The sequence below is a fragment of the Brevibacterium sp. CCUG 69071 genome, assembly GCF_021023135.1.
Taxonomy (GTDB): Bacteria; Actinomycetota; Actinomycetes; order Actinomycetales; family Brevibacteriaceae; genus Brevibacterium.
Map to the genome: position 1 here is coordinate 59,839 of NZ_PGFV01000010.1, position 21,486 is coordinate 81,324.

Genomic DNA, 21,486 nt, shown 5'->3' on the forward strand with positions numbered 1-21,486 from the left:
ATCGGCGAATGAACACTTTGAGTCATCATGCACTGGTTTCAACCGGTGCATGATGACTTAGAGTGTGCATTTCCGACAGGGTCCTTCTCCCGTGACCTTACTGTGCGGCGAATTCCTCGTCGCGGACATCGAGTTCGGGGACCATCGGCACGCGCTGGCCGCGCTCGGCGGCGACCTCGGCGGCGCGGTCGTAGCCGGCGTCGACGTGGCGGATGACGCCCATGCCCGGGTCGTTCGTCAGCAGACGAGCGAGCTTCTTTGCGGCCAGCTCGGTGCCGTCGGCCACGGAGACCTGTCCGGCGTGGATGGAACGGCCGATGCCGACGCCGCCGCCGTGGTGGATGGACACCCAGGTGGCACCCGACGAGGTATTGACCAGAGCGTTGAGCAGCGGCCAGTCGGCCACGGCATCCGTGCCGTCGAGCATGGATTCGGTCTCGCGGTAGGGGCTGGCCACCGAGCCGGAGTCGAGGTGATCGCGGCCGATGACGATCGGGGCCGAGACCTTGCCTTCGGCGACGAGCTGATTGAACAGCAGGCCGGCCTGGTGGCGTTCCTTGTAGCCGAGCCAGCAGATGCGGGCGGGCAGGCCTTCGAACTCGACATACTCGTGGGCGGCGTCGAGCCAAGTGTGCAGGTGTTCGTTGTCGGGGAAGAGCTCCTTGAGGGCTGCGTCGGTGACCTCGATGTCCTTCGGATCTCCGGACAGCGCGACCCAGCGGAAGGGTCCGAGACCCTCGCAGAAGAGCGGGCGGATGTAGGCGGGGACGAAACCGGGGAATTCGAAGGCGCGGTCGTAGCCGGCCTTGCGGGCTTCGTCGCGGATCGAGTTGCCGTAGTCGAAGACCTCGGCGCCGCGGTCCTGGAATTCGACCATGGCCTTGACATGCTTGGCCATGGACTCCTCGGCGCGGATGGTGAACTTCTCCGCGTCCTGCTCGGCTTCCTCGTGCCAGTCCTCGACGCTCACGCCGATGGGCAGGTAGGACAGGGGGTCGTGCGCCGAGGTCTGGTCGGTGACGATGTCGACCTCGGCGGCTTCGGGGCGGTCGAGGATGAGCGGCAGGATCTCGGCGGCGTTGCCGACGAGTCCGACGGACAGCGCCTGCTTGTTCTTCTTCGCTTCGATGACCTTGGCCAGCGCGGTGTCGAGGTCGGTCTCGACTTCGTCGAGGTAGCGCTTGGCCTGGCGGCGGTCGAGGCGGGTCTTGTCGACGTCGATGATGAGGCAGACGCCTCCGTTGAGCGTGACCGACAGGGGCTGAGCTCCGCCCATGCCGCCGCAGCCGCCCGTGATCGTCAGAGTTCCGGCCAGGGTGCCGTCGAAGCGTTTGCGGGCGATGGCTCCGAAGGTCTCGTAGGTGCCCTGGAGGATGCCCTGGGTGGCGATGTAGATCCAGGAGCCAGCTGTCATCTGGCCGTACATCATCAGGCCCTCGGCCTCGAGTTCGCGGAAGTGCTCCCAGTTCGCCCAGTCGCCGACGAGGTTGGAGTTGGCGATGAGCACGCGCGGAGCCCATTCGTGGGTGCGCATGACGCCGACGGGCTTGCCGGACTGGATGAGCAGGGTCTCGTCGTCCTCGAGGTCGTCGAGGGTCTTGACGATCGCATCGTAGGCTTCCCAGGATCGGGCTGCGCGACCGGTGCCGCCGTAGACGACGAGGTCTTCGGGACGCTCGGCGACCTCGGGGTCGAGGTTGTTCATGAGCATGCGCTTCGGAGCTTCGGTCTGCCAGGATTTCGCAGTGATCTCCGTGCCGCGGTCGGCACGGATGACGCGGCTGGGGTCGTGTTGGGTGAAGCCGGGCTTGGTGGCCATGGTGTCTCTCCTTGGGTCGGTCCCTCGGCCCGGTTCGACCTGTCCGCTGGGGCGGTCGAACTGTCCGATGGAGCGGAATGTCTCACGCGGCCGCTCTGCCGTGAGGGCGGTTCGCAGCTGCATGATGTCGTCGCTGACTACACATTCCATTGTGTCCGACGAGGGCGGAAGCGAAAGTGGTCTGGATCAAGTTCTGTCCGATATTTCGGACGCTTCCCACGCGTACCCCATTGTCCACCGAGGCTCTGACCTCGAGGATTGTTCTCATGAACGCAACGAAGCATCTGCTGAGCGGGATCAGGGTCGCCGACTTCTCCCGCGTCCTCGCCGGCCCCTATGCCACCTCGATGCTCGCCGATCAGGGCGCCGAGGTGTTCAAGATCGAAATGCCCGGGCACGGCGATGACTCCCGGCATCTCGGCCCGTTCACGGAGTCCGGTTCCACCTATTTCACCGGCCTCAACCGCGGCAAGCGCTCCATCGAAGTCGACCTCAAGGACCATGCGCAGTATGCGAACCTGCTCGACTTCATCGCCACCTGCGACGTCGTCGTCGAGAACTTCCGCCCCGGCGTCGCCGCGAAGCTCGGCCTGGCCTACGCAGACATCAGGGAGATCAGGCCCGACATCGTCTATGCCTCGATCTCCGGATTCGGACAGACCGGCGCCCAGGCGGAACGCCCCGCCTACGACACGGTCATCCAGGCCCTGAGCGGACTCATGTCCTCGACAGGATTCCCCGACGGCTCCCCTACCCGGGTCGGCGAATCGATCGCCGATGTCTCGGCGGGAGTCTTCGCAGCATTCGGCGTCTCCTCCGCGCTCCTCCACCGCGAGCTCACTGGCGACGGCGCACACATCGACATCCCGATGCTCGACGTCATGCTCGCCATGCAGCCGACCAATGCCGCCATCCACGCCGCCGGCGACACCCCTGCCCGCGTCGGCAACCGGCACCCGGTCTCCGCCCCCTTCGACACCTACGCCGCCGCCGACGGTCTCATCGTCATCGCCGTGGCCAACGACAAGCTCTTCGCCGCACTCGCCGACTCTCTTGGCAGACCCGAACTCGCAAGCGATCCTCGCTTCGTCACCGACGGCCTGCGCTCCGCCAACGACGCGGAGCTGCGGGCCGAGATCGAGGATTTCACCGCCTCCCGGTCGGTCGCCGAACTCTGCGTTCTCTTCGATGGCGCCGGAGTCCCCAACTCCCCCGTCCTCGATTTCGCAGAGGCGGTCGAGGGCTCCATCGCCCACGACCGCGAGCTCACGGTCACCGACGAACGCACCGGACACTCCTATCTGTGCCACCCCCTGCTCGTCGACGGCGTCAGGCCGACTTCCGCACTTCCGGCGCCCCGCCTCGGCGAACACAACGCGGAGTTCCGCGCACCGCAGAAGCCGTCGGCCATCGACTGGTAGGCACCGCGGCATCACGCGGGTTCCGCGCCGACACCTCGGCGGGATACGTTCCACAACCCCACGATCACTCACCAAAGGAGCACCACCATGGCTTTCGACATCAGCGCCGACGAGCAGGATCTCGTCGACGCCGTCACCCGGATCAGCACGGAAGTCCTCGCCCCGCAGGCCGCGGCCGCCGATGAGAGCGAACGCGTCTCCGATGCCACCCTTAAGACCCTCGCCGAGGTGGGGGTCCTCGGTCTCAACCTGCCCGAGGAGTTCGGCGGGCCCGGAGTCGGATCCGTGGCGATGAGTCGGATGGTCGCCGCCGTGACCGAGGCCTGCGCCTCGACAGCCTCGATCATCACGGCCCAGTTCCTCGCCACCGATTCGATCCTGCTCGCAGGCACCGATGCCCAGCGGGCCGAGTGGCTGCCGAAGGCCGCCGCGGGTGAGATCATCGGCTCCTTCGGACTGACCGAACCGGGCGCCGGGTCGAACCCGGCGGAGATGTCGACGAAGGCCACGAGGGTCGAGGGCGGCTGGCACCTCAAGGGCACGAAGTGCTTCATCACGAACGCCGGTTTCGCCGACTTCATCGTCGTCTACGCGAAGACCGACAGCGAGGCCGGCCGCAAGGGGATCAGCGCCTTCATCGTCGACACGGCGGCGGCCGAGGGTCTGAATTTCAATCCTCCCGAGAGGACGATGGGTCTGCGCGGCAGCCCGGTCTACGAGTTCACCATCGACACGGTCGTGCCCGCAGATGCCCTGCTCGGCGTCGAGGGCGAGGGGTTCACCACGGCCATGCGGGTCCTCGACCGCGGGCGCATCGAGGTCGCGGCGATGAGCCTGGGAATCTCGAAGGCTGCCCTCGACGCGGCCGTGGCCTGGGCCGGCGAGCGCAGGATCAACGGAAAGCCGCTCAACCGCCTGCAAGGCATCGCGTTCAAACTCGCCGATATGTACACGAGGTACCGCTCGGCGTGGCTGCTGACGATGGATGCCGCCGAGCAGAGAGACGCCGAGGTCGACTTCACCCGGTCATCGGCGACAGCCAAGCTCGCCGCCTCGGAGGCTGCAGCATTCATCGCCGACGAGGCGCTGCAGATCCACGGCGGCTATGGCTTCACACGGGACTTCCCGCTCGAACGCTATGTCCGCGACGCCAGGATCTACCGCATCTACGAAGGGTCCTCGGAGATCCAGCGGACCATCATCGCCCGTTCTCTCGCCCACTGACGGGCGGTTCGCAAGCTGCCGCAGTCCACAAGGGCGCACGTGGCCGGGGCCCGGAACGCCCCCGGGATCCGCAGCGCCGCCAAGGTCCACAACACCACCGAGATCCGTAACACCGCCGACATCTGCGAATGGCTACGATCTCACCGGAGCTCAAGGGAGAACAACCGCCCTTGAGCTCCACGTGTCGGATCCAACCGGATTCCGATATATCGGACAGAATGTGTGACTCAGCTCTCGTCTGGCGCCGAATACCGGTCCACACTGATTCTGATTCAACTTTCGAAGGAGAAACTCATGGCGACCACATCAAACTCGGGGATCGAAAAAAGGTCCATCGAGATGGTGCCCGATGCAGAGCGGCACGGCACACCCCGGTCACAATTCACCCTGTGGTTCGGCGCCAACACCCAGATCACCGCCATCGTCGACGGCGCACTCGCCGTCGTCTTCGGCGCCGACGCGCTGTGGGCGATCATCGGTCTGCTCATCGGCAACATCCTCGGCGGAATCGTTATGGCCCTGCACTCGGCACAGGGCCCGCAGCTGGGACTGCCGCAGATGATCTCCTCCAGGGCGCAGTTCGGCATCATCGGCGCGATCATCCCGCTGGTCCTCGTCGTCCTCATGTACATCGGCTTCGCCTCCACGGGCGCCGTGCTCTCCGGCCAGGCAGTCAATCTCATCATCGGCGTCCAGGCACCGGCCGTGGGCATCATCATCTTCGGCGCACTGACCGCGCTCGTCGCGCTGCTCGGCTACAAGTACATCCACGTCCTCGGACGGATCTCCTCGGTGACTGGCCTGCTCGGCTTCCTCTTCATCACCGTCTGCGTCGTCACTCAGATCGACGTTCCCGGTCTGGTCTCGAACTCCAGCTTCGCCTTCCCCGCCTTCCTCTCCGCGATCGCCCTGGCCGTGGGCTGGCAGATGACCTACGGCCCCTATGTCGCCGACTACTCCCGTTACCTGCCGCGCTCGACCCCGTCCTCGAAGACCTTCTGGTTCACCTTCGGCGGATCGGTCATCGGCTCCCAGTGGTCGATGACGCTGGGTGCGCTCATCGGCGCGGCCGCCATGACGGAGACCGGCAACGAGTTCGTCGAGAACCAGGTCGGATACATCGGCAACATCGTCGGCGGGGGCGTCTTCGCCCTACTCATCTTCATCGTCATCCTGCTCGGCAAGCTCACTGTCAACACGCTCAATGCCTACGGCGCGTTCATGTGCACCCTGACAATCCTCACCTCCTTCGGCAACCGGGCGAACATCCGGCGTTGGACACGTGCGGTCTTCGTCATCGGCATCGTCACGCTCACCGTGCTCGTGGCGCTGCTCGCCTCGGCGGACTTCCTCGCGAACTTCAAGAACTTCGTCCTCGCCCTGCTCATGGTCTTCACGCCGTGGAGCGTCATCAACCTCACCGACTACTACCTCATCTCGAAGGACCGCTTCGACATCCCGGCCTTCTACGACCGGCGCGGCCGCTACGGGGACTGGAACTGGCGGGCCCTGCTGGCCTACGGAGTCGGCGTGCTCATCCAGATTCCGTTCCTAGCGCAGTCCTTCTACACCGGGCCTCTGGTCGAGAAGCTGGGCGGAGCCGACATCTCGTGGCTCGTCGGCATCGTCGTCACCTTCGCCCTCTACTTCTTCCTCATCCGCAACCGCAGCGTGGCTCCGGCCGAGACGATCTACCCCGAGGTGGAACCGCTCGAAGCGAAGTAGGCGGCACCGGTTCGACGGGTTCTACGAATCCGTCGGCAGGCTCCGTGAGATTCTCGATGGGCCCCGAACGGAACGTTCCGTTCGGGGCCCATTCCCGTCCCCTCGCCGAGGCGACTCCCGGCTGTCCGCCGCGCCATTCGTCTCGTTTCTCGACGTACCATGCGTCTCACTTCTCGATCGGCCGATAAAAAATGTTACTCACCAGTCCTACTATCGAGTAGGGTTGTGATGTCCGTCACCCACGGATGCTTCAATCGAGACGGCCGCAATGACGCGCACCCTCGTCAGACCGGTCTGCGACACGATAACTGTCCGCGCACTCTCACCGCCGAGACACCCGACAGAGCAGGATGACACGCATATGAGCAAGCTCCGATACGGAACGCTTCCACCACTTCGCCGAATCACAGCAGTGAGCGCCGCAGCCATTGCCGGGCTGGCACTGACGATGGGCACAGCTGCCGCCCCCGCCCAGGCACAGGACCTGGTCCCCCAGTCAGAGAAGGAGGCCGAGAAGGTCCTCAACGACAGGCAGGCCGAGGATTCGAGCTCACTCAACAGGAAGAACGTACCTGAGAGCCTGAGCGTCGAACAGGCTAAGAAGGCCGTCGACAAGTCCGACGAGATCACCACCGCCGACATCGAGTACGCCGCAGCACTCGAGGACCTGCCCGATTCGGGAGTCCCGGAGGACTTCTACACGACCCCGGGCACACTGCCGGATCGGAACGGCGCCGTCGTCAGGCAGGCGACATCGAAGTTCTACGTCGACCCCGTCAAGCTCATCGAGCACAGCGCGAAGGCCGAGACGTTCATGTACCGGACCACCGACGAGACGGGAGCGGCACGAGCCGCCACCGCCACGCTGCTCACCCCCAAGGGCGCGGGCGACGAGGCGAAGGACGCCGTCATCGCCGCACCCGGCACTCAGGGGATCGCCGACAAGTGCGCGCCCAGCCGACAGATGGGCATGGGCACCGAGTACGAAGGCATCTCCATCACCTCGGCGCTGGCTTCCAAGCGCCCCGTGGTCGTCGTCGACTATATGGGCTTGGGCACCGAGGGCGACCACCATTATCTCAACCGAGTCGAAGAGGGCAGATCGGTCCTCGACGCCGCCAAGGCCGTGCAGGAGGTCGAGGGAAGTTCGATCAACGCCGACACGAATCTGCAGCTGCGCGGATATTCGCAGGGTGGGCATGCCACCACGGCGGCACTGGAACTCGCGAAGGACTGGGCACCGGATCTCAACATCGCCTCCGCTTCCGCAGGAGCGGTGCCGACCGATCTCTACAAGACCGTCTCCGAGCTCTCGAGCACCTATTCGGCCTTCGCTCTGTACGGGCTCGAGTCGTTTGCGGGGCAGACCGGCGTCGATCTCTCCGAGGACCTCAACCAGAAGGGACTCGACGCCATCGACCGGGCGTCGAACCAGTGCACCGTCGAGGCCCTCGTCTCGAATTCCTTCGTCGACGGCAAGACCCTGACCAAGGACGGAGGCTCATTCCAGAGCATCGTCGACAAGAACTTCGCCGACGTCGCCGAACGGCAGAAGCTCGGAGAGGCCGAGGTGCCTGACGTTCCGCTGCTCGTCAATCACAGCCGCCTCGATGACGTGGTGCCCTTCTCGCAGGGCAAAGGACTTGCCTCGACGTGGTGCGACGCCGGGCACAAGGTCACGTTCGAGGACAATCTCGGACCCACGCACATCGGCGGTTATCTCGCCGCACTGCCGCGGATCGAGATCTTCACGAACCGCACATTCGACGGCAAGTCACCGCTCGACAGCTGCTGGAGGCTGTAGGGGTCGGCCAACCGGATCAGATACAGCATGCGGCACCGCTCGTCATTCGACGGGCGGTGCCGTTTCCTTCGCCGATCCCCGCGGGTGCGCATTGCATGCATGTTAGTTGCGCAAATCACGCACCAGTGACAGAATCAAGTCTGATCCTGCGGTTGACTGCGCACTCTGCGCCACTCACCGCCCCAGCAGCATGGCATTTCGCGCAAGGGAGCCGAGAATGAGTACGAGTCGAACAGTCGGAAACGAACACGGCGACGAAATCGCCGGCGGCGCCCTCGCCGCTCCCGCGTCGCACACCTCGCACCACAATGACGATCCCTATCATCTGGGTCCGCGCGACGTGCTCGAACCCCCGACGACTTTCGCCGGCAAGCTCAAGTATCTCGGTCCCGGTCTCGTCATCTCCGCTGCGGTCATCGGCTCCGGAGAACTCATCACCACGACCGCCCTCGGCGCCAAGGCCGGCTTCGTGCTGCTCTGGCTCGTCATCATCTCGACCGCGGTCAAGGTCTGGGTCCAGCTCGAACTCGCCCAGTGGACGATCCTCTCCGGCAAACCCGCCCTCGAGGGATACGGGCACGTCGGTCCGCGTCTGATCGGCCGTGCCGGTTGGATCAACCTGCTGTGGATCCTCATGGACTTCGCCAAGGTCCTCCAGCGCGGAGGAATCATCGGCGGTGCCGTCGCCTCCCTCTCGATCATGCTCCCGGTCTTCGGTGAGCCACTTTCATCGCCCTCACTCATCTTCTGGACGATCGTCTCCCTCGCCGTCGTCATCTCACTGTTGGTGACGAACAAGTACAGCATCGTCGAGAAGTTCTCCGTCGCCGCCGTCATCATCTTCACCGTCTCCACTGTCGGGCTCGCCGTCGCCTTGCCATTCACGGACTTCGCCTACACCTCGGCGGATGTCATCGAAGGTCTGACCTTCGCAATCCCCGCAGGCACACTCGGCTTCGCCGTAGCCATGTTCGGCATCACCGGAGTCGGCGCCGACGAGATGACCACCTACACCTACTGGTGCCTCGAGAAGGGCTACGCCCGCTACACCGGACCGAACGACGGCACCGAGGAGCGCGCCCGCCGTGCCCGCGGATGGATCTCCGTCATGCGCACCGACGTCCTCGTCTCCTGGATCGTCTCGACGGTGTGCACGATGTCCTTCTATGTCATCGGCGCGGCGATCCTCCACCCGCAGGGACTCGTCCCCGAGGGCAACGACATGATCACCACACTGTCGTCGATGTATTCCTCGGTTATGGGCGAGACCGGCCACTGGATCTTCCTCATCGGCGCTTTCGCGGTCCTCTTCTCGACCTTCATCGCCTCCTCGGCCAGCGTTCCCCGTTTGTGGACGAACACGGTGTCCATCCTCGGCGCCTTCGACTGGACGAATGTGCGCACCCGCTCGCGGATCATCCGCGTCCTCACCATCGTCTTTCCCATCATCTGGGCGCTGAGCTACCTCATCATCCAGTCGCCGGTGATCATGGTCCAGATCGGCGGCGTCGCCAGCGGCGTCTTCCTCGTCGCCGTGGTCATCGCCGTCTGGTACCTTCGCTCCCGAGAGGTGCCCACAGAGTTCAAGTCCAATCACTTCTTCACCGTGATGCTCGTCTTCGCCTCGCTGGCCATCGGCCTGCTGGGCATCTACACGGTGTTCGAGACCTTCGGAATCGAGATCGGAGCCTGATGCGCCTGCGAGTCCTCACCCCTTCCTTCGGCAAGCACTCGACCGCACCTCGGGCGCGTGCCGACGAGCTCGGCCTCGACCTCGAGGACCGAACCGAGAACCATCCCAAGTCCGGCTCTGAGCTCATCTCCGCTCTGTCCGGCGCCGAGGCGGTTCTCGTCGGTCTCGACCGCATCGACGCCGAGGTGCTCGCCGCCTGCCCCGAGCTCAAGGTCGTGGCCAAGCACGGGGCCGGGGTCGACAACATCGACCTCGCAGCAGCGGCGGCGGCCGGGGTGACGGTCGTGAACACGCCCGGTGCCAATGCCGAATCCGTCGCCGACTTCACCCTCGGACTCCTCCTCATGGGTGCCCGACACATCCGCGAGGCGGAGGACTCTCTTCGCAGAGGAGAATGGGGCGTGTTCTTCGGCAGTCAGCTCTCGGGCAAGCAGCTCGGCATCCTCGGGTTCGGGCGGATCGGCCGGGAGGTGGCCAAGCGGGCTGCCGGGTTCGGCCTGCGCATCGCCGCCTATGATCCCTTCGTCTCCGACGATGCCATCGCCGAGGCGGGGGCCACACCGATGTCCCTCGCCGAGGTGGTGGCCGGGTCCGATTTCCTCACCCTGCACCTGCCCGGAGGAGACGAGCCCCTGCTGTCGGCCGAGCTCATCACTTCGATGCCCGAAGGGGCCGGACTCATCAACGCCGCCCGAGGCGGGCTCGTCGACGAAGCGGCATTGGCCGAAGCGCTGGTCACGGGACGCCTGGCCTTCGCGGCCCTGGATGCCTTTGCCTCGGAACCCCCGAGCCCCGACGACCCGCTGCTGGCCGCACCGAACCTCATCGCCACCCCGCACATCGGAGCGTACTCGGACATTGCGAACGCGAACATGGGCACCTGGGCGGTCGAGGACGTCGCCCGCGTGCTGGAGGGTCAGGAGCCGCGCTTCCCGGTGAAGTGACTGCGCGAAAGATCGATCTGTGTGGGCCGGGTGGGAGGCCGTTCGGGCTCACGGCCCTTCGATGATCTGGAAGTCGCCCTCGAGTCGAAGTTCCCCCACTGTGATCACTTGGAGATCACCGACCTCTAGCTTCTTCCGAGCGTTCTCTTCTTGAAAGAAGACGTCCTCAACGGCAGCGTCGCTCAAGAGCTCAATGGCTTGTTCCCCATCGGGTGTCGGCCTGAACGTCGCCATGTAGTGGTAGGCATAAACGGTGTCACCGGGAGCGATAGTGTGCTCACCCGCATCCTCAACGTCGCGAGTCTCCCAGCTGACCCCGTAGTCGGGTTGCTCACTCTCGATCCGATAGCACTCGGATTCATCGCTGAAAATCCCCACCAGAGGATCTATCGTTCCCTCCGCGTCGAACGGCGAGGACTGCTTGGCGAAGACAAGGTACACCTTCTGGCTGCTCATCACTCCAGTCTCCCATCGTGTAGGTCAGCGGGGTCCGCACTCTTCGGCTCTCGGGGTTGCCTGCGCTGAATATGCTTCCAGAGCATGTTCAAGCCTGTCGTGCCCTACTGCCTGCTGGTCAAGAGGCTTATCCTGTACACACAATCTGGCCTATAACTCGAAACGAACGCCATCGGATGCATTGAGGGGGCGCACCGAATCGGTGCGGCCCCTCAATGCGTCTTCGACTTTCAGCGGTGAACGCCCACCGGGCGAGGACTACGCCAGGCCCCGCTCCACATCAGCCTGCACCGTCTCCTCGACCTTGGCCTTGGCGTCGTCAGAGAGCGCGTTGAATGGGGCGCGGGCCGGCCCCAGATCGAATCCTCTCGCATTGGCCGCATGCTTGACCACGGTGTTGGGATTGCCGAGTGCCAGGCAGTTGCGGATCGGACGGATGCTGTCCTGTGCCGTCCGCGCCGCCTCGACGTCGCCCGCGGCGAAGAGGTCAAAGATCGAAGCCATGGTCCTCGGGTAGATGTTCGCGATTCCGCTGATCCCGCCCGCTCCTCCGGCGATGAGCGTCCACAGGATGAGGGAGTCATTGCCCGAGATGACGTCGAAGCTCTCCCGGTCCGTGCGCTCGAGGTACTGCAGAATTGTGTCGAAGTTGCCGCTCGAGTCCTTCACTCCGGTGATGTTGTCCACCTCGGCGAGCTTCTCCAGAGTCGCCGGGGCCACGGCATTGCCGGTGCGCGCGGGGATGTTGTAGACGATGACCGGAACCTCGACGGATTCCGCGACGGCGCGGAAGTGGTTCTCGATCTCCGTCTGCGAGGCGGCAGCGAAGTACGGGGTGATGATCGACAGGGCGTCGGCACCGGCCGCAGCTGCGTCCTGCGCGACGCTGATCGTCTCACGTGTGGTGGCGGCTCCGGCACCGATGACGACGGGCACCTGGCCGGCCACCTCGTCGATGACCATGCGTGCCGCTTCGGCGCGCTCGGCCGCGGACTGGGCGTAGAACTCGCCGTTCGTCCCGAGGGCGAAGATGCCGTGGATGCCGGCCTCGAGCTGACGTCGCACATGAGCGCGCAGGGCCGTTTCGACGATCTGTTCGTCATCGTCGAACGGGGTGGCGACGGCGGCGAGGATTCCTCTGATGGAGGACATGGGCATTCCCTTCGTGGTGTTCTCGGTGTTCGTCATGCTTGTGCGCTTCGGCGGGCGGGTGGTCTTCGTCCCGGCCGCCGAGGCGGTGGTTGCGGTCAGCGGTTGTATTTGGGTTGGGATCCGCGCACCGAGGCGGTCGCCTCGTCGATGGCGGTGAGCACGTCCTCGGGCAGCGGGCCTTTGGCGACGGCGGCGATGTTCGCCTCGAGCTGCGCAACGCGGCTGGCCCCCAGGAGCAGGGAGTCGATGCCCTCGGCTCCGGCCACCCACCGCAGGGCGAGCTCGGCCTGGGGAATCCCGGCGTCCGCGGCCACGGCGGCGAAGGCCTCGACGGCGGCCAGGACCGAATCCGAGAGATAGCGCTGCGAGTACATCTGAGCGAGCACCGACCCGGTGAAGCGATCGGGGGTTCCCTCGGTCGAAGGACGCCTGGCCAGCAGTCCCCCAGCCAGCGGGTTGTAGGCCATGGTCGCAATCCCGTGGGTCGCACCGCATTCGAGCCATTCGTCCTCGATCTGCCGGGCGAGGACGCTGTAGACGTTCTGTGCGACGACGGGCTTCGGGGCACCGGCACGTTCGGCGGCGGCGATCACGTCGACTGCCTGCCAGGCGGCGAAGTTTGAGATGCCCAACGCGGTGAGCTTGCCCTCCGCCCGCAGTGCCGCAACGGTGTCGAGAGTCTCGTCGAGCGAAGCCGCACGGTCGGGCTGGTGCAGGTAGAAGAGGTCGACGGACTCGACATCGAGGCGACGCAGCGAACCCTCGACGCTCGCGCGTAGGCCAGCGGCCGAGAGCGGCGAGTGATCTCCGGCATCCGCATGCGGCATGCCCGCCTTTGTGGCGAGCACGATGTTCTCGCGATGCTTCTTCACCAGCGGGGAGATGAGCCCTTCGGTGGTCGACTTGGCATAGCCGTTGGCGGTGTCGATGCCGGTGATGCCTGCGGCGAGCGCAGCTTCGATGACCTCGTGGGCGGTGCGCTCGTCGACCGTATCTCCGAAGGTCATGGTGCCCAGGACCAGCGGGGTCAGCGGGACGGAGACTCCGTCGATGGAGAGATTCTTCTCAGCGGTCATACGGTCTCCTCGTTGAGTGAGTCAGCAGTCGAATGGGGCGGTGGATCTTCAAGAATCTTCCCACTTATGCGCGCAACGTGCAACAACTTGCGTATTTCGCGCAATCATGGAAACCTGGTATCCGAATCACCGATCGGACCCGAAGGAGTGGCATGACAACCGTCGACTCCGGTCTGCTCATCCTCGCCGATGATCTCAGCGGCGCGGCAGAGGCCGCAGCCACCCTGGGCTCGGTGGCGCGCATTCAACTCAGTGGATCCACGAATAGCGGCTCAAACGACACACTCGGGACGAGCGAGACACTCGATCTCGCCGTCGACCTCGACTGCCGATACCTCTCCCCTGCGCAGGCATCTCTGCGAGCGCAGCATGCCCTGGAAGCTCATCGAGCGGATCGTCGGCACCCCGAGCAGCAGCCCACGACACTGATCAAGATCGACTCCCTGCTGCGCGGCAATGTCCCCGCACTGCTGGAGACCGCCCTAGAGACCACGGACACCCCGGTGATCTTTGCGCCGGCACTGCCGCAGCTGGGCCGCACCATCGTCGACGGCATGCCGATCATCGACGGGGTCCGCCTCGCGGAGACTGACGCCTGGAGCGTCGAGGACTCACCGGCACCGGAGTCCCTGCACGACCTCTGCCCGCGGCCCGCATTCCACCTCACCCTCGATCGACTGCGCACGGCGACACCTGAGGAGCTCCGCGACATCAGCCGCGGAAGTCGCCTCATCATCGCCGACGCCGAATCGATGTCCGACATCTCCGCCATCGTCGATCTCGCCGTCTCGCTGAACGCCACCATGGTCGGCACCGCCGCACTGGCCCGGGCGTTTGCGGCGAAGCGCTCGATCTCGGCGCCGACCATGGCCGACTCGCCCAGGTCAGCCGGTTCCAGCGTCCTCACCGTGCTCGGCACCGCGGCCGAGCGGGCGCGAGCACAGGTCGACGATCTGGCAGCGCACCGTCCGGTCGAGGTCATCGACCTGCCCGCCTCGGCGCTGTCCTCATGGACGGTCGAGGACCCCGACCTGCAGACGGCGGCGAATCGTGTACGTGCGGGTCTGGCGGCCGGACATGTAGTCGTGCGCATCGGCGATGACGGCCGAACCGTCGACCCCAGACCGCTGCCCGGTCTGCTCGCGGAACTCACCGCGCGGGCACTCGACGCAACCGAGCCGGCAGGCGGAGACACCTCTGTTCCGGAGGATCAGCAGGAACTCCGGCCGGTGGACCTCGTCGCCTCCGGAGGCGAGACGGCACGCGCCGTGCTCGACCGCCTCGGCGTCGGATCCCTCGACGTGACCGGGGAGATCCATCCGGGAGCGGTGCTGTCCGAGGTCACAGCCACCTCGGCGGGAATCGCACCTCGACTCAACCGCGTCGTCACTCGACCGGGCAACCAGGGCGAGGTCTCGTCGCTGACCCTTATCCACGAAGTTCTGACCGGAGTCGGGCTCCCGCAGCCCACCGCGATTCCGGGAACCACGAAGGAGAATGAATGAACTCGCTTCCCACGGTCGCCGTCACCATGGGCGACGGCGCAGGCGTCGGTCCGGAGATCTGCATCGCGGCCTGCCTCGACCCTTCGGTGCTGGAGGTGGCCGATCCGGTGGTCATCGGAGATGCCACACGTCTCGTCCGAGCCGCCGAGGTGCTCGGCGTCGACGCCGAGATCCGTGTGATCGCGGCTCCCGCCGAGGCCGAACACGGCAGCGGCATCATCAACGTCATCGACCTCGACCTGCTGCCGGCGGACCTGCCCTGGGGCGAGCTCTCCCCCATCGCCGGGGATGCTGCCTTCCGCTGCATCGAACGGGCGGCGAGCCTGGCGATGTCCGGCGAGGTCCAGGCGATCTGCACGGCACCGTTGAACAAGGAAGCCCTGCACGCGGCCGGCCACAAGTACCCCGGCCACACCGAGATGCTCGCCTCCCTCACCGACACCGAGGAGGTGTCGATGATGCTGTCCTCACCGAAGCTGCGCGTCATCCACGTCACGACCCACATCGGACTCATCGATGCCGTCGCCAAGATCGACCCCGGTCTCGTCGAGCGCACGGTCCGCCGCGGCAACGATGCGCTCATCCGCGCGGGAATCGCGACACCCCACATCGGCGTCTGCGCGATCAATCCCCATGCGGGAGAGAACGGCCTCTTCGGCTACGGAGAGGAAGAGGAGAAGATCGTGCCCGCCATTGAGACGCTCAAGGCCGACGGGATCGACGCCACCGGCCCGCTGCCGGCCGACACCGCCTTCTTCCTCGCCGGTCGCGGCGACTACGACCTCATCGTCGCGATGTACCACGATCAGGGGCACGGACCGATCAAGGTCCTCGGCATCGACGCCGGAGTCAACATCACCGTCGGCCTGCCCGTCATCCGTACCTCGGTCGACCACGGCACGGCATTCGACATCGCCGGCACCGGCAAGGTCGACACCGAGTCGATGAGCGAGGCGATGCGGCAGGCCGCCGCGCTGGCCTCGGTCGACTGAGAACACCCCCGCCGAGGTGGGTCCTCGATTGCGAGGGCGAGTTCAGCAGCGGCGGTCGCGGGGACCGCGAGCGGCCGCAGGGTTCGCAGGGTTCGCAGGGTTCGCAGGGTCCGCCAGCGGGGCCCGTCCACGGAACGGGAACGCGGCTCGCACGGGCGTTCGCGTCGTTTCGCGATACAGTGGCGGCACGACGGCGCATCGAGGCGCCACACGGAAAATCCCCTGACGGGACGCAGAACAGCACGGCACGATCAACCGGCTTCAGAGGTCGCGTGATCGTCGCCGGACGAACGAGCCGGGAGAGAGATGAACGCACGCGAGAGGCGCGAAGAGATCGTCCAGCTGGCAAGGACGAAGGGCGAGATGAGCGTTGAGACGCTCTCCGAGATGCTCGGCGTCACCGCCTCGACGATCCGGCGCGATCTGGCCCGGCTGACAGACTCGGGCGATCTGGCCCGCACCTACGGCGGAGTGATTGCCGTTGCCGCCCAGGCCGAGACCACGCTCGACGAGCGCTCCCACGAGGTCCCCGAGGTCAAGCGAGCGCTGGGGGCGTGGTGCGCCGCTCAGGTTCCGGCCGGTTCGCACGTCCTCCTCGACGCCGGCAGCACAACTGCGCAGATCGCGCGGTCCCTGCGCGGGACGACCCCCTTGGATGTCGTTTCGACTGGGCTCACCCCGCTGCAGCAGCTCTCCGATGTGGAGGGCATCGAGTTCACCCTCCTGGGCGGTCGACTCAGGCCGCTGAGCCAGGGCTTCATCGGTCCGGTCACCGAAGCCGGGCTGGGGAGGTTCACCTTCGACTTCGCCTTCCTCGGCGCCGACGCCGTGACCGCCGAGGACGGGGTCTGCGAGGCCTCGGTCGAGCAGGTGCGGCTCAAGGAGCTGATGAGCCGCCGTGCTGCGCATGTCTTTGTGGTCGCCCATGCCGCCAAGGTCGGGCAGCGGCCCTTCCATGCTTGGGCCGATCTCGGGAGCGGTTGGACGCTCGTCACCGATTCCTCGGTCACCGACGATCAGATCGCACCGTTCGAGGCGCGGGGCATCACCGTGGTCAGGGTCGATGCCGAGGGCCTCGGAGCCGCCTCGGACTGAGCCCCCACCTCGGCGCCGGGATCAGCCCCAGAGCTTGCAGTCGGTATGCACCTGGTCTTCGACTCCGGAGATCCAGTCCTCGGCGAAGACGACATGGCGGATCGCGCGGCGGGAGCTGTAGGCGTAGACGACGTGGATGAGTCCGTCGGCGTCGACGACTCCATGCGGGTATTCCTGTCGGCGATTGCTGCGGAGGTTGCCTTCGCCGGCGAAGCCGTCGCCGGCCTCGATCACGCGACGCACCGGCCACGAACGTCCCTCGTCGGCGGACACGGCGATGACGATGCGCATGCGCTCGTAGGGCCAGACGACCTCACCGGGACCCTGCGCCACTTGGTGTTCGTTCGACACCAGCGCGAGCCTTCCCGAGGGCAGGAGAAACGCGCTGAGACCGGCATTGTTGTTGGGAATCTCCGTTGCTGACGGTTCGGTCCATGTGCGTCCGCCGTCCTCGGACCGGCTGAGGTAGACCCAGTCGGCGAAGCGCGAACGGAACAGGCAGACCAGACGGCCCGGTTCGAGCTCGACGACATTGGGGTGGACTCGGCCGGCGCTGTTCGGGAGATCGATCTGCTCCCAGGTCTCGCCGCTGTCGGAGGAGAGCTGCAGCACCGGCAGGTCCGAGACGTTCTTCGTGTCATCGTCGAAGCACAGCCATTGCGGGTGCACCCAGGTGCCGTCGCTGAGGACCTGGATCGGCTGCCGTGCGAAGGTGCCCTCGCGGGAGAAGAGGGTCTCCGGATCGGACCATGTCTGCCCCTGATCGGCGGAGCGGACGACCTTGATCACGGAGGTGTGCTGCAGATTGAAGGTCTCCGGAACTCCGGACTGCCGGGAGAGCTGGGAGGTGTAGACCAGCCACACCTGCCCGTCCGGTGCCTCGAACAGGCCGGGGTTCTGGTCGGAGCGGATCTCGTCGTGGGTGACTGCTGCCGATTCTGACCAGGTGCCGGAGGCCTGGTCGAAGACGGAGACGAGGATGTCGATGTCCTTGTTTCCCTCGTCGCTGCCACCGAACCAGGCCGTCAGCAGGCCACCGCTGCGAAGCGCCAGGATCGAGGGAGCATGATTCGAGCGACGATCCGTCGGGATCACCGCGGCAGCTTCGCCGGAGTCCTCGAAGACTCGCAGGCGACCGTCGGCCGGAACCGGGGCGATGTGGTCGAGTGACGGATTCGAGAGCAGGTTCATGTCTCACTCCTGTGGTGCTGTGATGGTTGCTTGTGGCGTCGGTCGTGTCTCGCACCGGTCATGTGCGGCGCTGGTCGCATGTCCTCATGGGCGCCGAGCGTGACTCACCCGAAGGCCGTGGCGAACATGGCCGGAATCTGCAGTGCGATCTGTACACCGACGATGATGGCGATGAGGCCGAGGACGGCCAGCAGAATCGTCTGCCACACCCGGTTCACACCGTAGTTCGTCATGTGCTTCTTCCGCGAGGTGAGCAGGAGGATGCAGACGACGATGATCGGCAGGCTCAGCACCGTCGAGATCGCGGTGCCGACGATATTCAGGGAGATCAGATCTGGTGCGCCGGGAATTGTGGAGACCAGGGGCACGATGATGAAGACGATGGCCTGGATCCAGCGGAAAGCCGGGTTCTCCTCGTCGCGGCCGAGGTATCGACGCATCGACGGCACAGTGTGGTTGATGCCGTTGATGGCCAGCTGGGCGAAGCCGCGAGACTGCGGTGGGAAGCTCGTCATCGCTGCGAAGAAGATGCACATCCACAGCAGGAAGGGACCGACCGGCCCGACTGCGACGGTGAGCATATGCGAGAGGTCGTACTCATCGCCGATCGAGAACCCCGGGTTGCCGGAGCGGAACTCAGCCGCGACGATCCAGAAGAGCAGGTTGATGATGAGCAGAGGGGCCATGCCGACGATGAGGTCGAACTGCTGGAGCTTCCTGTATTTCGGGCCGATCCAACCCTTGTCGCGCATGAATCCCGAATACAGGAGGTTGGGCATATTGCCGGCGATCGTGCCGATGGTCGCCGAGGCGATGACGATCGGAGCGAAGGCCGAGGTGTTCTGCTCCTTGGGAATCTCGAAGGCCAGGCCTTGGAAGAAGCCGGCGATGTCGAAGGTGCCGATCTGGATGAGCGCGTAGACGAAGGCCGCGATCATGGCGACCGAGGCGAAACGGGCGAAGTACTCGAGTACGGTGAACTGTTTGCGCAGCATCACCAGGGTGAGTGTGAGCGCCACGATGATCACGGCACAGATGAAGCGACCCCAACCACCTCCCCATTCGCCGCCGGTGAGCTCGTGAAGGCCCGTGGCCGCCGCGAGAACGAAGGTCGCCTGGGTGATGAAGCCCGCGATGAGGACGACCGCAGCCATGACACCGGGGAGAATCGGCGAGAGCCGCGCGAAGCCGTCGAGGATCTGGGTGTCCCCGTGCTTATTCATCAGCGTGTACTTGGCGATCGACGAGATGATGAACGTGCGGGCGACGAGCGAGAGGACCAAGGTCCACAGGAGCGCGTAGCCGTAGGATGCGCCCGAGACCGACGAGCTGACGAGGTCGCCCGTGCCGAGGAACGACATGGCGAGAACGAGTCCCGGACCCACCGAGGTGATCAGTGAGAGTCCGCGCGGGATGGGCACCTGCTCGGGTTTGGCCGAAGCGGAATGCTGAGTGGGGCTATGGACGTCACTGGCCATGTCGTACGCTCCGATTGCTGATTGACTATGTGGAGGTGTCCACAGCGTCGTGCATTCACGACATTGTGCCACCGGCTGTTTCTCTGTTGACGTCTGCGTGATTTACGTAATCATTGAAACACATATTGCGTGTTTCGCGCAGATGCTGTGTCCAAATCATAGGACGATGGAACGGTTCGCGCAATACCGTGGCAGAGTGGATACGTTGGAATCGGCGGCGCAGACCTCCGAGCGCAATGTCGCTGCCGCTCATTGCCCGCATCGGAGAAGTCGAGCGACGAAGCAGAGGAGCACTGGGTCGATGGAGATCGTCAGCTACATCATCATCGGTGTCGTCGTCCTCGGTTCGGCGTGCCTCCAAGGCTCGATCGGCTTCGGTCTCGGCATGATCACCGCCCCGGTTCTCGCGCTGCTGCGCCCCGATCTGCTGCCGGCTGCCCTGCTTCTCCTGGCCACGCTGACCTCGCTCACCGCGTTTCTGCGCGAACGCAGCGACGTCGATTGGAGACTCGTCGGATGGGGTGCCCTCGGCCGGCTGCCCGGCATCGCGGTGGGAACCGCCGCCGTCGTGATGCTGCCGGACACAGGCCTCTCACTTCTGCTCGCGATCACCGTCCTCGGCGGCGTGGCCTTCAGCCTGGTGGGCTGGTCCCCCGAGGCAAACGGACGCAATATGTTCTTCGCGAGCAGCGTCTCCGGCATCTTCGGCACCGCCACGAGCATCGGCGGACCTCCCATCGCCCTGGTCCTCCGCGCTCTGGATCCGTCTCCGATGCGATCGACGATGAGCGCCTATTTCACCCTGGGAAGCATCCTCTCGCTGACGGGACTGACCATCGGAGGCGAAGTCAGAAGCGACCACCTCATTGCCGCGGCGACCCTGCTGCCGTTCATGCTCGTCGGCCTGTGGCTGTCGAACTTCGTCATTCGCCGCGCCGACCGCAAGGTGCTCTACCGTTTGGCGGTGTGCGCGTCGATCGCCGGCGCGCTGCTGGTCATCGGCGAGGTGGTGTTCTCCGCGATCGGGTGAGGCAGATCGGGTGAGGAAGTCGGGGAATCTCCACGTAGGATGCGACCTCCGAAATCATCCCTTGCCTACGTCGGGATGTAGGAGAGGAACATCGACACCAACGTGGCCACGACGACCGAGTTGAAGACGAACGCGAGGATGACGTTGGTGCGAACCAGTCGCCATCCGGGTCGGGTCGTCGCTTTCCCAGGGAGTGCGGCCGTCATCGTCGAGGAGAGTACGGAGAAGGTCAGATAGTCGCCGAACGCGCGCTCCTCAGGCATATCGAACTCAAGTTGCCGAGCGTGTGCGCTGCCGCCGCCTCCGAGGTCGAGGCGCATGTATTCGAGGGCGAACGAATACACCATGACCGCCCATGAGGCGACGACGTTGGCCAGTCCGAGGATCACAGCGAGACTGACGCTCGCCCCGGATCCCATCGTGACGAGAAAGACGTTGAGAATGACCGCGAGATACGCCGCGACCGCCGCCCAGGACACCGCTCCGCCCATGGTGAAATACCGCGCCCAGGACGTGCGCTTGCGGGCGAGTGCCCACCGCGAATGCACGATGAGTTCGGTTTCGTCCAGCTCGTTCAGCCCGGCATGAGTCCACAGCAGGTAGACGAACGCGAACAGCGGCCAGGTGACCAGGAAGATCGAGATGAGCCTCTCGGTGAGGTCGGCCAGGTCAGTGGCGTCAGCTTCCGTGCCAAGCGGGTCGAATCCGAATCCCAGCACCAAGACGAGTCCGACGACCAGCGCGGGCACCATGGCCACGTTCGCGCGTGTATCGTCGGAGATCGTAATGGTCTGACTGTGCTTGGGTCGCATGTCCGGACGGCTCCGCTTCGTTCGTGGCCGGTGGGCTCGATTTCAGCTTAGCCGAGGCCGCGCTTCGAG

At 65.3% G+C, this 21,486-nt stretch carries 17 protein-coding genes; 10 read left to right on the forward strand and 7 right to left on the reverse strand.

Going from position 1 to position 21,486, the window contains the following annotated elements; all coding sequences use genetic code 11:
* Positions 1-97 precede the first annotated feature (97 nt).
* Positions 98-1,819, reverse strand: coding sequence for a urocanate hydratase (gene hutU, locus CV023_RS18225; protein ID WP_230748492.1), 1,722 nt, complete (start codon positions 1,817-1,819; stop codon positions 98-100).
* 266 nt (positions 1,820-2,085) lie between these two features.
* Here hutU and CV023_RS18230 point away from each other — a divergent pair, with 266 nt between their 5' ends.
* From CV023_RS18230 to CV023_RS18255, 6 genes are all read left to right on the forward strand, one after another.
* The gene (locus CV023_RS18230) at positions 2,086-3,240 is read left to right on the forward strand and encodes a CaiB/BaiF CoA transferase family protein (protein WP_230748493.1); all 1,155 of its coding nucleotides are present in this window, start codon (positions 2,086-2,088) and stop codon (positions 3,238-3,240) included.
* An 87-nt stretch (positions 3,241-3,327) separates the two neighbouring features.
* On the forward strand, positions 3,328-4,464 hold the full coding sequence (locus CV023_RS18235; RefSeq protein WP_230748494.1) for an acyl-CoA dehydrogenase family protein: 1,137 nt from the start codon (positions 3,328-3,330) through the stop codon (positions 4,462-4,464).
* Between the two features lie 294 nt (positions 4,465-4,758).
* Positions 4,759-6,189, forward strand: coding sequence for a purine-cytosine permease family protein (locus tag CV023_RS18240; RefSeq protein WP_230748495.1), 1,431 nt, complete (start codon positions 4,759-4,761; stop codon positions 6,187-6,189).
* Positions 6,190-6,601: 412 nt separating this feature from the next.
* Complete coding sequence (locus CV023_RS19065; protein ID WP_230748496.1) at positions 6,602-7,993, forward strand: lipase family protein; 1,392 nt, start codon at positions 6,602-6,604, stop codon at positions 7,991-7,993.
* Between the two features lie 217 nt (positions 7,994-8,210).
* Positions 8,211-9,686 carry an Nramp family divalent metal transporter gene (locus tag CV023_RS18250; protein WP_230748497.1) on the forward strand — a complete coding sequence of 492 codons (1,476 nt, stop codon included), beginning with the start codon at positions 8,211-8,213 and terminating at the stop codon, positions 9,684-9,686.
* On the forward strand, positions 9,686-10,630 hold the full coding sequence (locus CV023_RS18255) for a phosphoglycerate dehydrogenase (protein WP_230748498.1): 945 nt from the start codon (positions 9,686-9,688) through the stop codon (positions 10,628-10,630). The genes CV023_RS18250 and CV023_RS18255 overlap by 1 nt, the downstream gene beginning before the upstream one ends.
* A gap of 48 nt (positions 10,631-10,678) precedes the next feature.
* Here the strand turns inward: CV023_RS18255 and CV023_RS18260 are convergent, their stop codons facing one another.
* The 3 genes from CV023_RS18260 to CV023_RS18270 form a co-directional block, all read right to left on the reverse strand.
* On the reverse strand, positions 10,679-11,086 hold the full coding sequence (locus CV023_RS18260; RefSeq protein WP_230748499.1) for a hypothetical protein: 408 nt from the start codon (positions 11,084-11,086) through the stop codon (positions 10,679-10,681).
* Between the two features lie 258 nt (positions 11,087-11,344).
* On the reverse strand, positions 11,345-12,238 hold the full coding sequence (gene dapA / locus CV023_RS18265) for a 4-hydroxy-tetrahydrodipicolinate synthase (protein WP_230748500.1): 894 nt from the start codon (positions 12,236-12,238) through the stop codon (positions 11,345-11,347).
* Between the two features lie 95 nt (positions 12,239-12,333).
* Positions 12,334-13,314, reverse strand: a complete 981-nt coding sequence (locus CV023_RS18270) for an aldo/keto reductase (protein ID WP_230748501.1) — start codon at positions 13,312-13,314, stop codon at positions 12,334-12,336.
* Positions 13,315-13,466: 152 nt separating this feature from the next.
* Here CV023_RS18270 and CV023_RS18275 point away from each other — a divergent pair, with 152 nt between their 5' ends.
* The 3 genes from CV023_RS18275 to CV023_RS18285 all read left to right on the forward strand — a co-directional run bounded on the left by CV023_RS18275 (position 13,467) and on the right by CV023_RS18285 (position 16,906).
* On the forward strand, positions 13,467-14,819 hold the full coding sequence (locus CV023_RS18275) for a four-carbon acid sugar kinase family protein (protein WP_230748502.1): 1,353 nt from the start codon (positions 13,467-13,469) through the stop codon (positions 14,817-14,819).
* Complete coding sequence (gene pdxA / locus CV023_RS18280; RefSeq protein ID WP_230748503.1) at positions 14,816-15,811, forward strand: 4-hydroxythreonine-4-phosphate dehydrogenase PdxA; 996 nt, start codon at positions 14,816-14,818, stop codon at positions 15,809-15,811. Before CV023_RS18275 ends, pdxA begins: the two co-directional genes overlap by 4 nt.
* Before the next feature lie 306 nt (positions 15,812-16,117).
* Positions 16,118-16,906, forward strand: a complete 789-nt coding sequence (locus CV023_RS18285; RefSeq protein ID WP_230748504.1) for a DeoR/GlpR family DNA-binding transcription regulator — start codon at positions 16,118-16,120, stop codon at positions 16,904-16,906.
* A gap of 21 nt (positions 16,907-16,927) precedes the next feature.
* On the opposite strand, the gene CV023_RS18290 is transcribed toward CV023_RS18285, so the two are convergent.
* Both CV023_RS18290 and CV023_RS18295 read right to left on the reverse strand, forming a co-directional pair.
* Positions 16,928-18,097 (reverse strand): sialidase family protein, encoded by a 1,170-nt coding sequence (locus tag CV023_RS18290; protein ID WP_230748505.1) that lies wholly within the window; start codon positions 18,095-18,097, stop codon positions 16,928-16,930.
* A gap of 104 nt (positions 18,098-18,201) precedes the next feature.
* Entirely contained in the window at positions 18,202-19,575 is a 1,374-nt protein-coding gene (locus CV023_RS18295; RefSeq protein WP_230748506.1) for an Nramp family divalent metal transporter, read from the reverse strand.
* 301 nt (positions 19,576-19,876) lie between these two features.
* Here CV023_RS18295 and CV023_RS18300 point away from each other — a divergent pair, with 301 nt between their 5' ends.
* Positions 19,877-20,605 carry a sulfite exporter TauE/SafE family protein gene (locus tag CV023_RS18300; RefSeq protein ID WP_230748507.1) on the forward strand — a complete coding sequence of 243 codons (729 nt, stop codon included), beginning with the start codon at positions 19,877-19,879 and terminating at the stop codon, positions 20,603-20,605.
* Between the two features lie 65 nt (positions 20,606-20,670).
* Here the strand turns inward: CV023_RS18300 and CV023_RS18305 are convergent, their stop codons facing one another.
* The gene (locus CV023_RS18305; RefSeq protein WP_230748508.1) at positions 20,671-21,417 is read right to left on the reverse strand and encodes a DUF1345 domain-containing protein; all 747 of its coding nucleotides are present in this window, start codon (positions 21,415-21,417) and stop codon (positions 20,671-20,673) included.
* Positions 21,418-21,486: the final 69 nt, after the last annotated feature.

Bases quoted from the DNA above. Each gene is read 5' to 3' on its own strand.
- hutU (WP_230748492.1), bottom strand. From the start codon at position 1,819: ATGGCCACCAAGCCCGGCTTCACCCAACACGACCCCAGCCGCGTCATC.
- CV023_RS18230 (WP_230748493.1), top strand. From the start codon at position 2,086: ATGAACGCAACGAAGCATCTGCTGAGCGGGATCAGGGTCGCCGACTTC.
- CV023_RS18235 (WP_230748494.1), top strand. From the start codon at position 3,328: ATGGCTTTCGACATCAGCGCCGACGAGCAGGATCTCGTCGACGCCGTC.
- CV023_RS18240 (WP_230748495.1), top strand. From the start codon at position 4,759: ATGGCGACCACATCAAACTCGGGGATCGAAAAAAGGTCCATCGAGATG.
- CV023_RS18250 (WP_230748497.1), top strand. From the start codon at position 8,211: ATGAGTACGAGTCGAACAGTCGGAAACGAACACGGCGACGAAATCGCC.
- CV023_RS18255 (WP_230748498.1), top strand. From the start codon at position 9,686: ATGCGCCTGCGAGTCCTCACCCCTTCCTTCGGCAAGCACTCGACCGCA.
- CV023_RS18260 (WP_230748499.1), bottom strand. From the start codon at position 11,086: ATGAGCAGCCAGAAGGTGTACCTTGTCTTCGCCAAGCAGTCCTCGCCG.
- dapA (WP_230748500.1), bottom strand. From the start codon at position 12,238: ATGTCCTCCATCAGAGGAATCCTCGCCGCCGTCGCCACCCCGTTCGAC.
- CV023_RS18270 (WP_230748501.1), bottom strand. From the start codon at position 13,314: ATGACCGCTGAGAAGAATCTCTCCATCGACGGAGTCTCCGTCCCGCTG.
- CV023_RS18275 (WP_230748502.1), top strand. From the start codon at position 13,467: ATGACAACCGTCGACTCCGGTCTGCTCATCCTCGCCGATGATCTCAGC.
- pdxA (WP_230748503.1), top strand. From the start codon at position 14,816: ATGAACTCGCTTCCCACGGTCGCCGTCACCATGGGCGACGGCGCAGGC.
- CV023_RS18285 (WP_230748504.1), top strand. From the start codon at position 16,118: ATGAACGCACGCGAGAGGCGCGAAGAGATCGTCCAGCTGGCAAGGACG.
- CV023_RS18290 (WP_230748505.1), bottom strand. From the start codon at position 18,097: ATGAACCTGCTCTCGAATCCGTCACTCGACCACATCGCCCCGGTTCCG.
- CV023_RS18295 (WP_230748506.1), bottom strand. From the start codon at position 19,575: ATGGCCAGTGACGTCCATAGCCCCACTCAGCATTCCGCTTCGGCCAAA.
- CV023_RS18300 (WP_230748507.1), top strand. From the start codon at position 19,877: ATGGAGATCGTCAGCTACATCATCATCGGTGTCGTCGTCCTCGGTTCG.
- CV023_RS18305 (WP_230748508.1), bottom strand. From the start codon at position 21,417: ATGCGACCCAAGCACAGTCAGACCATTACGATCTCCGACGATACACGC.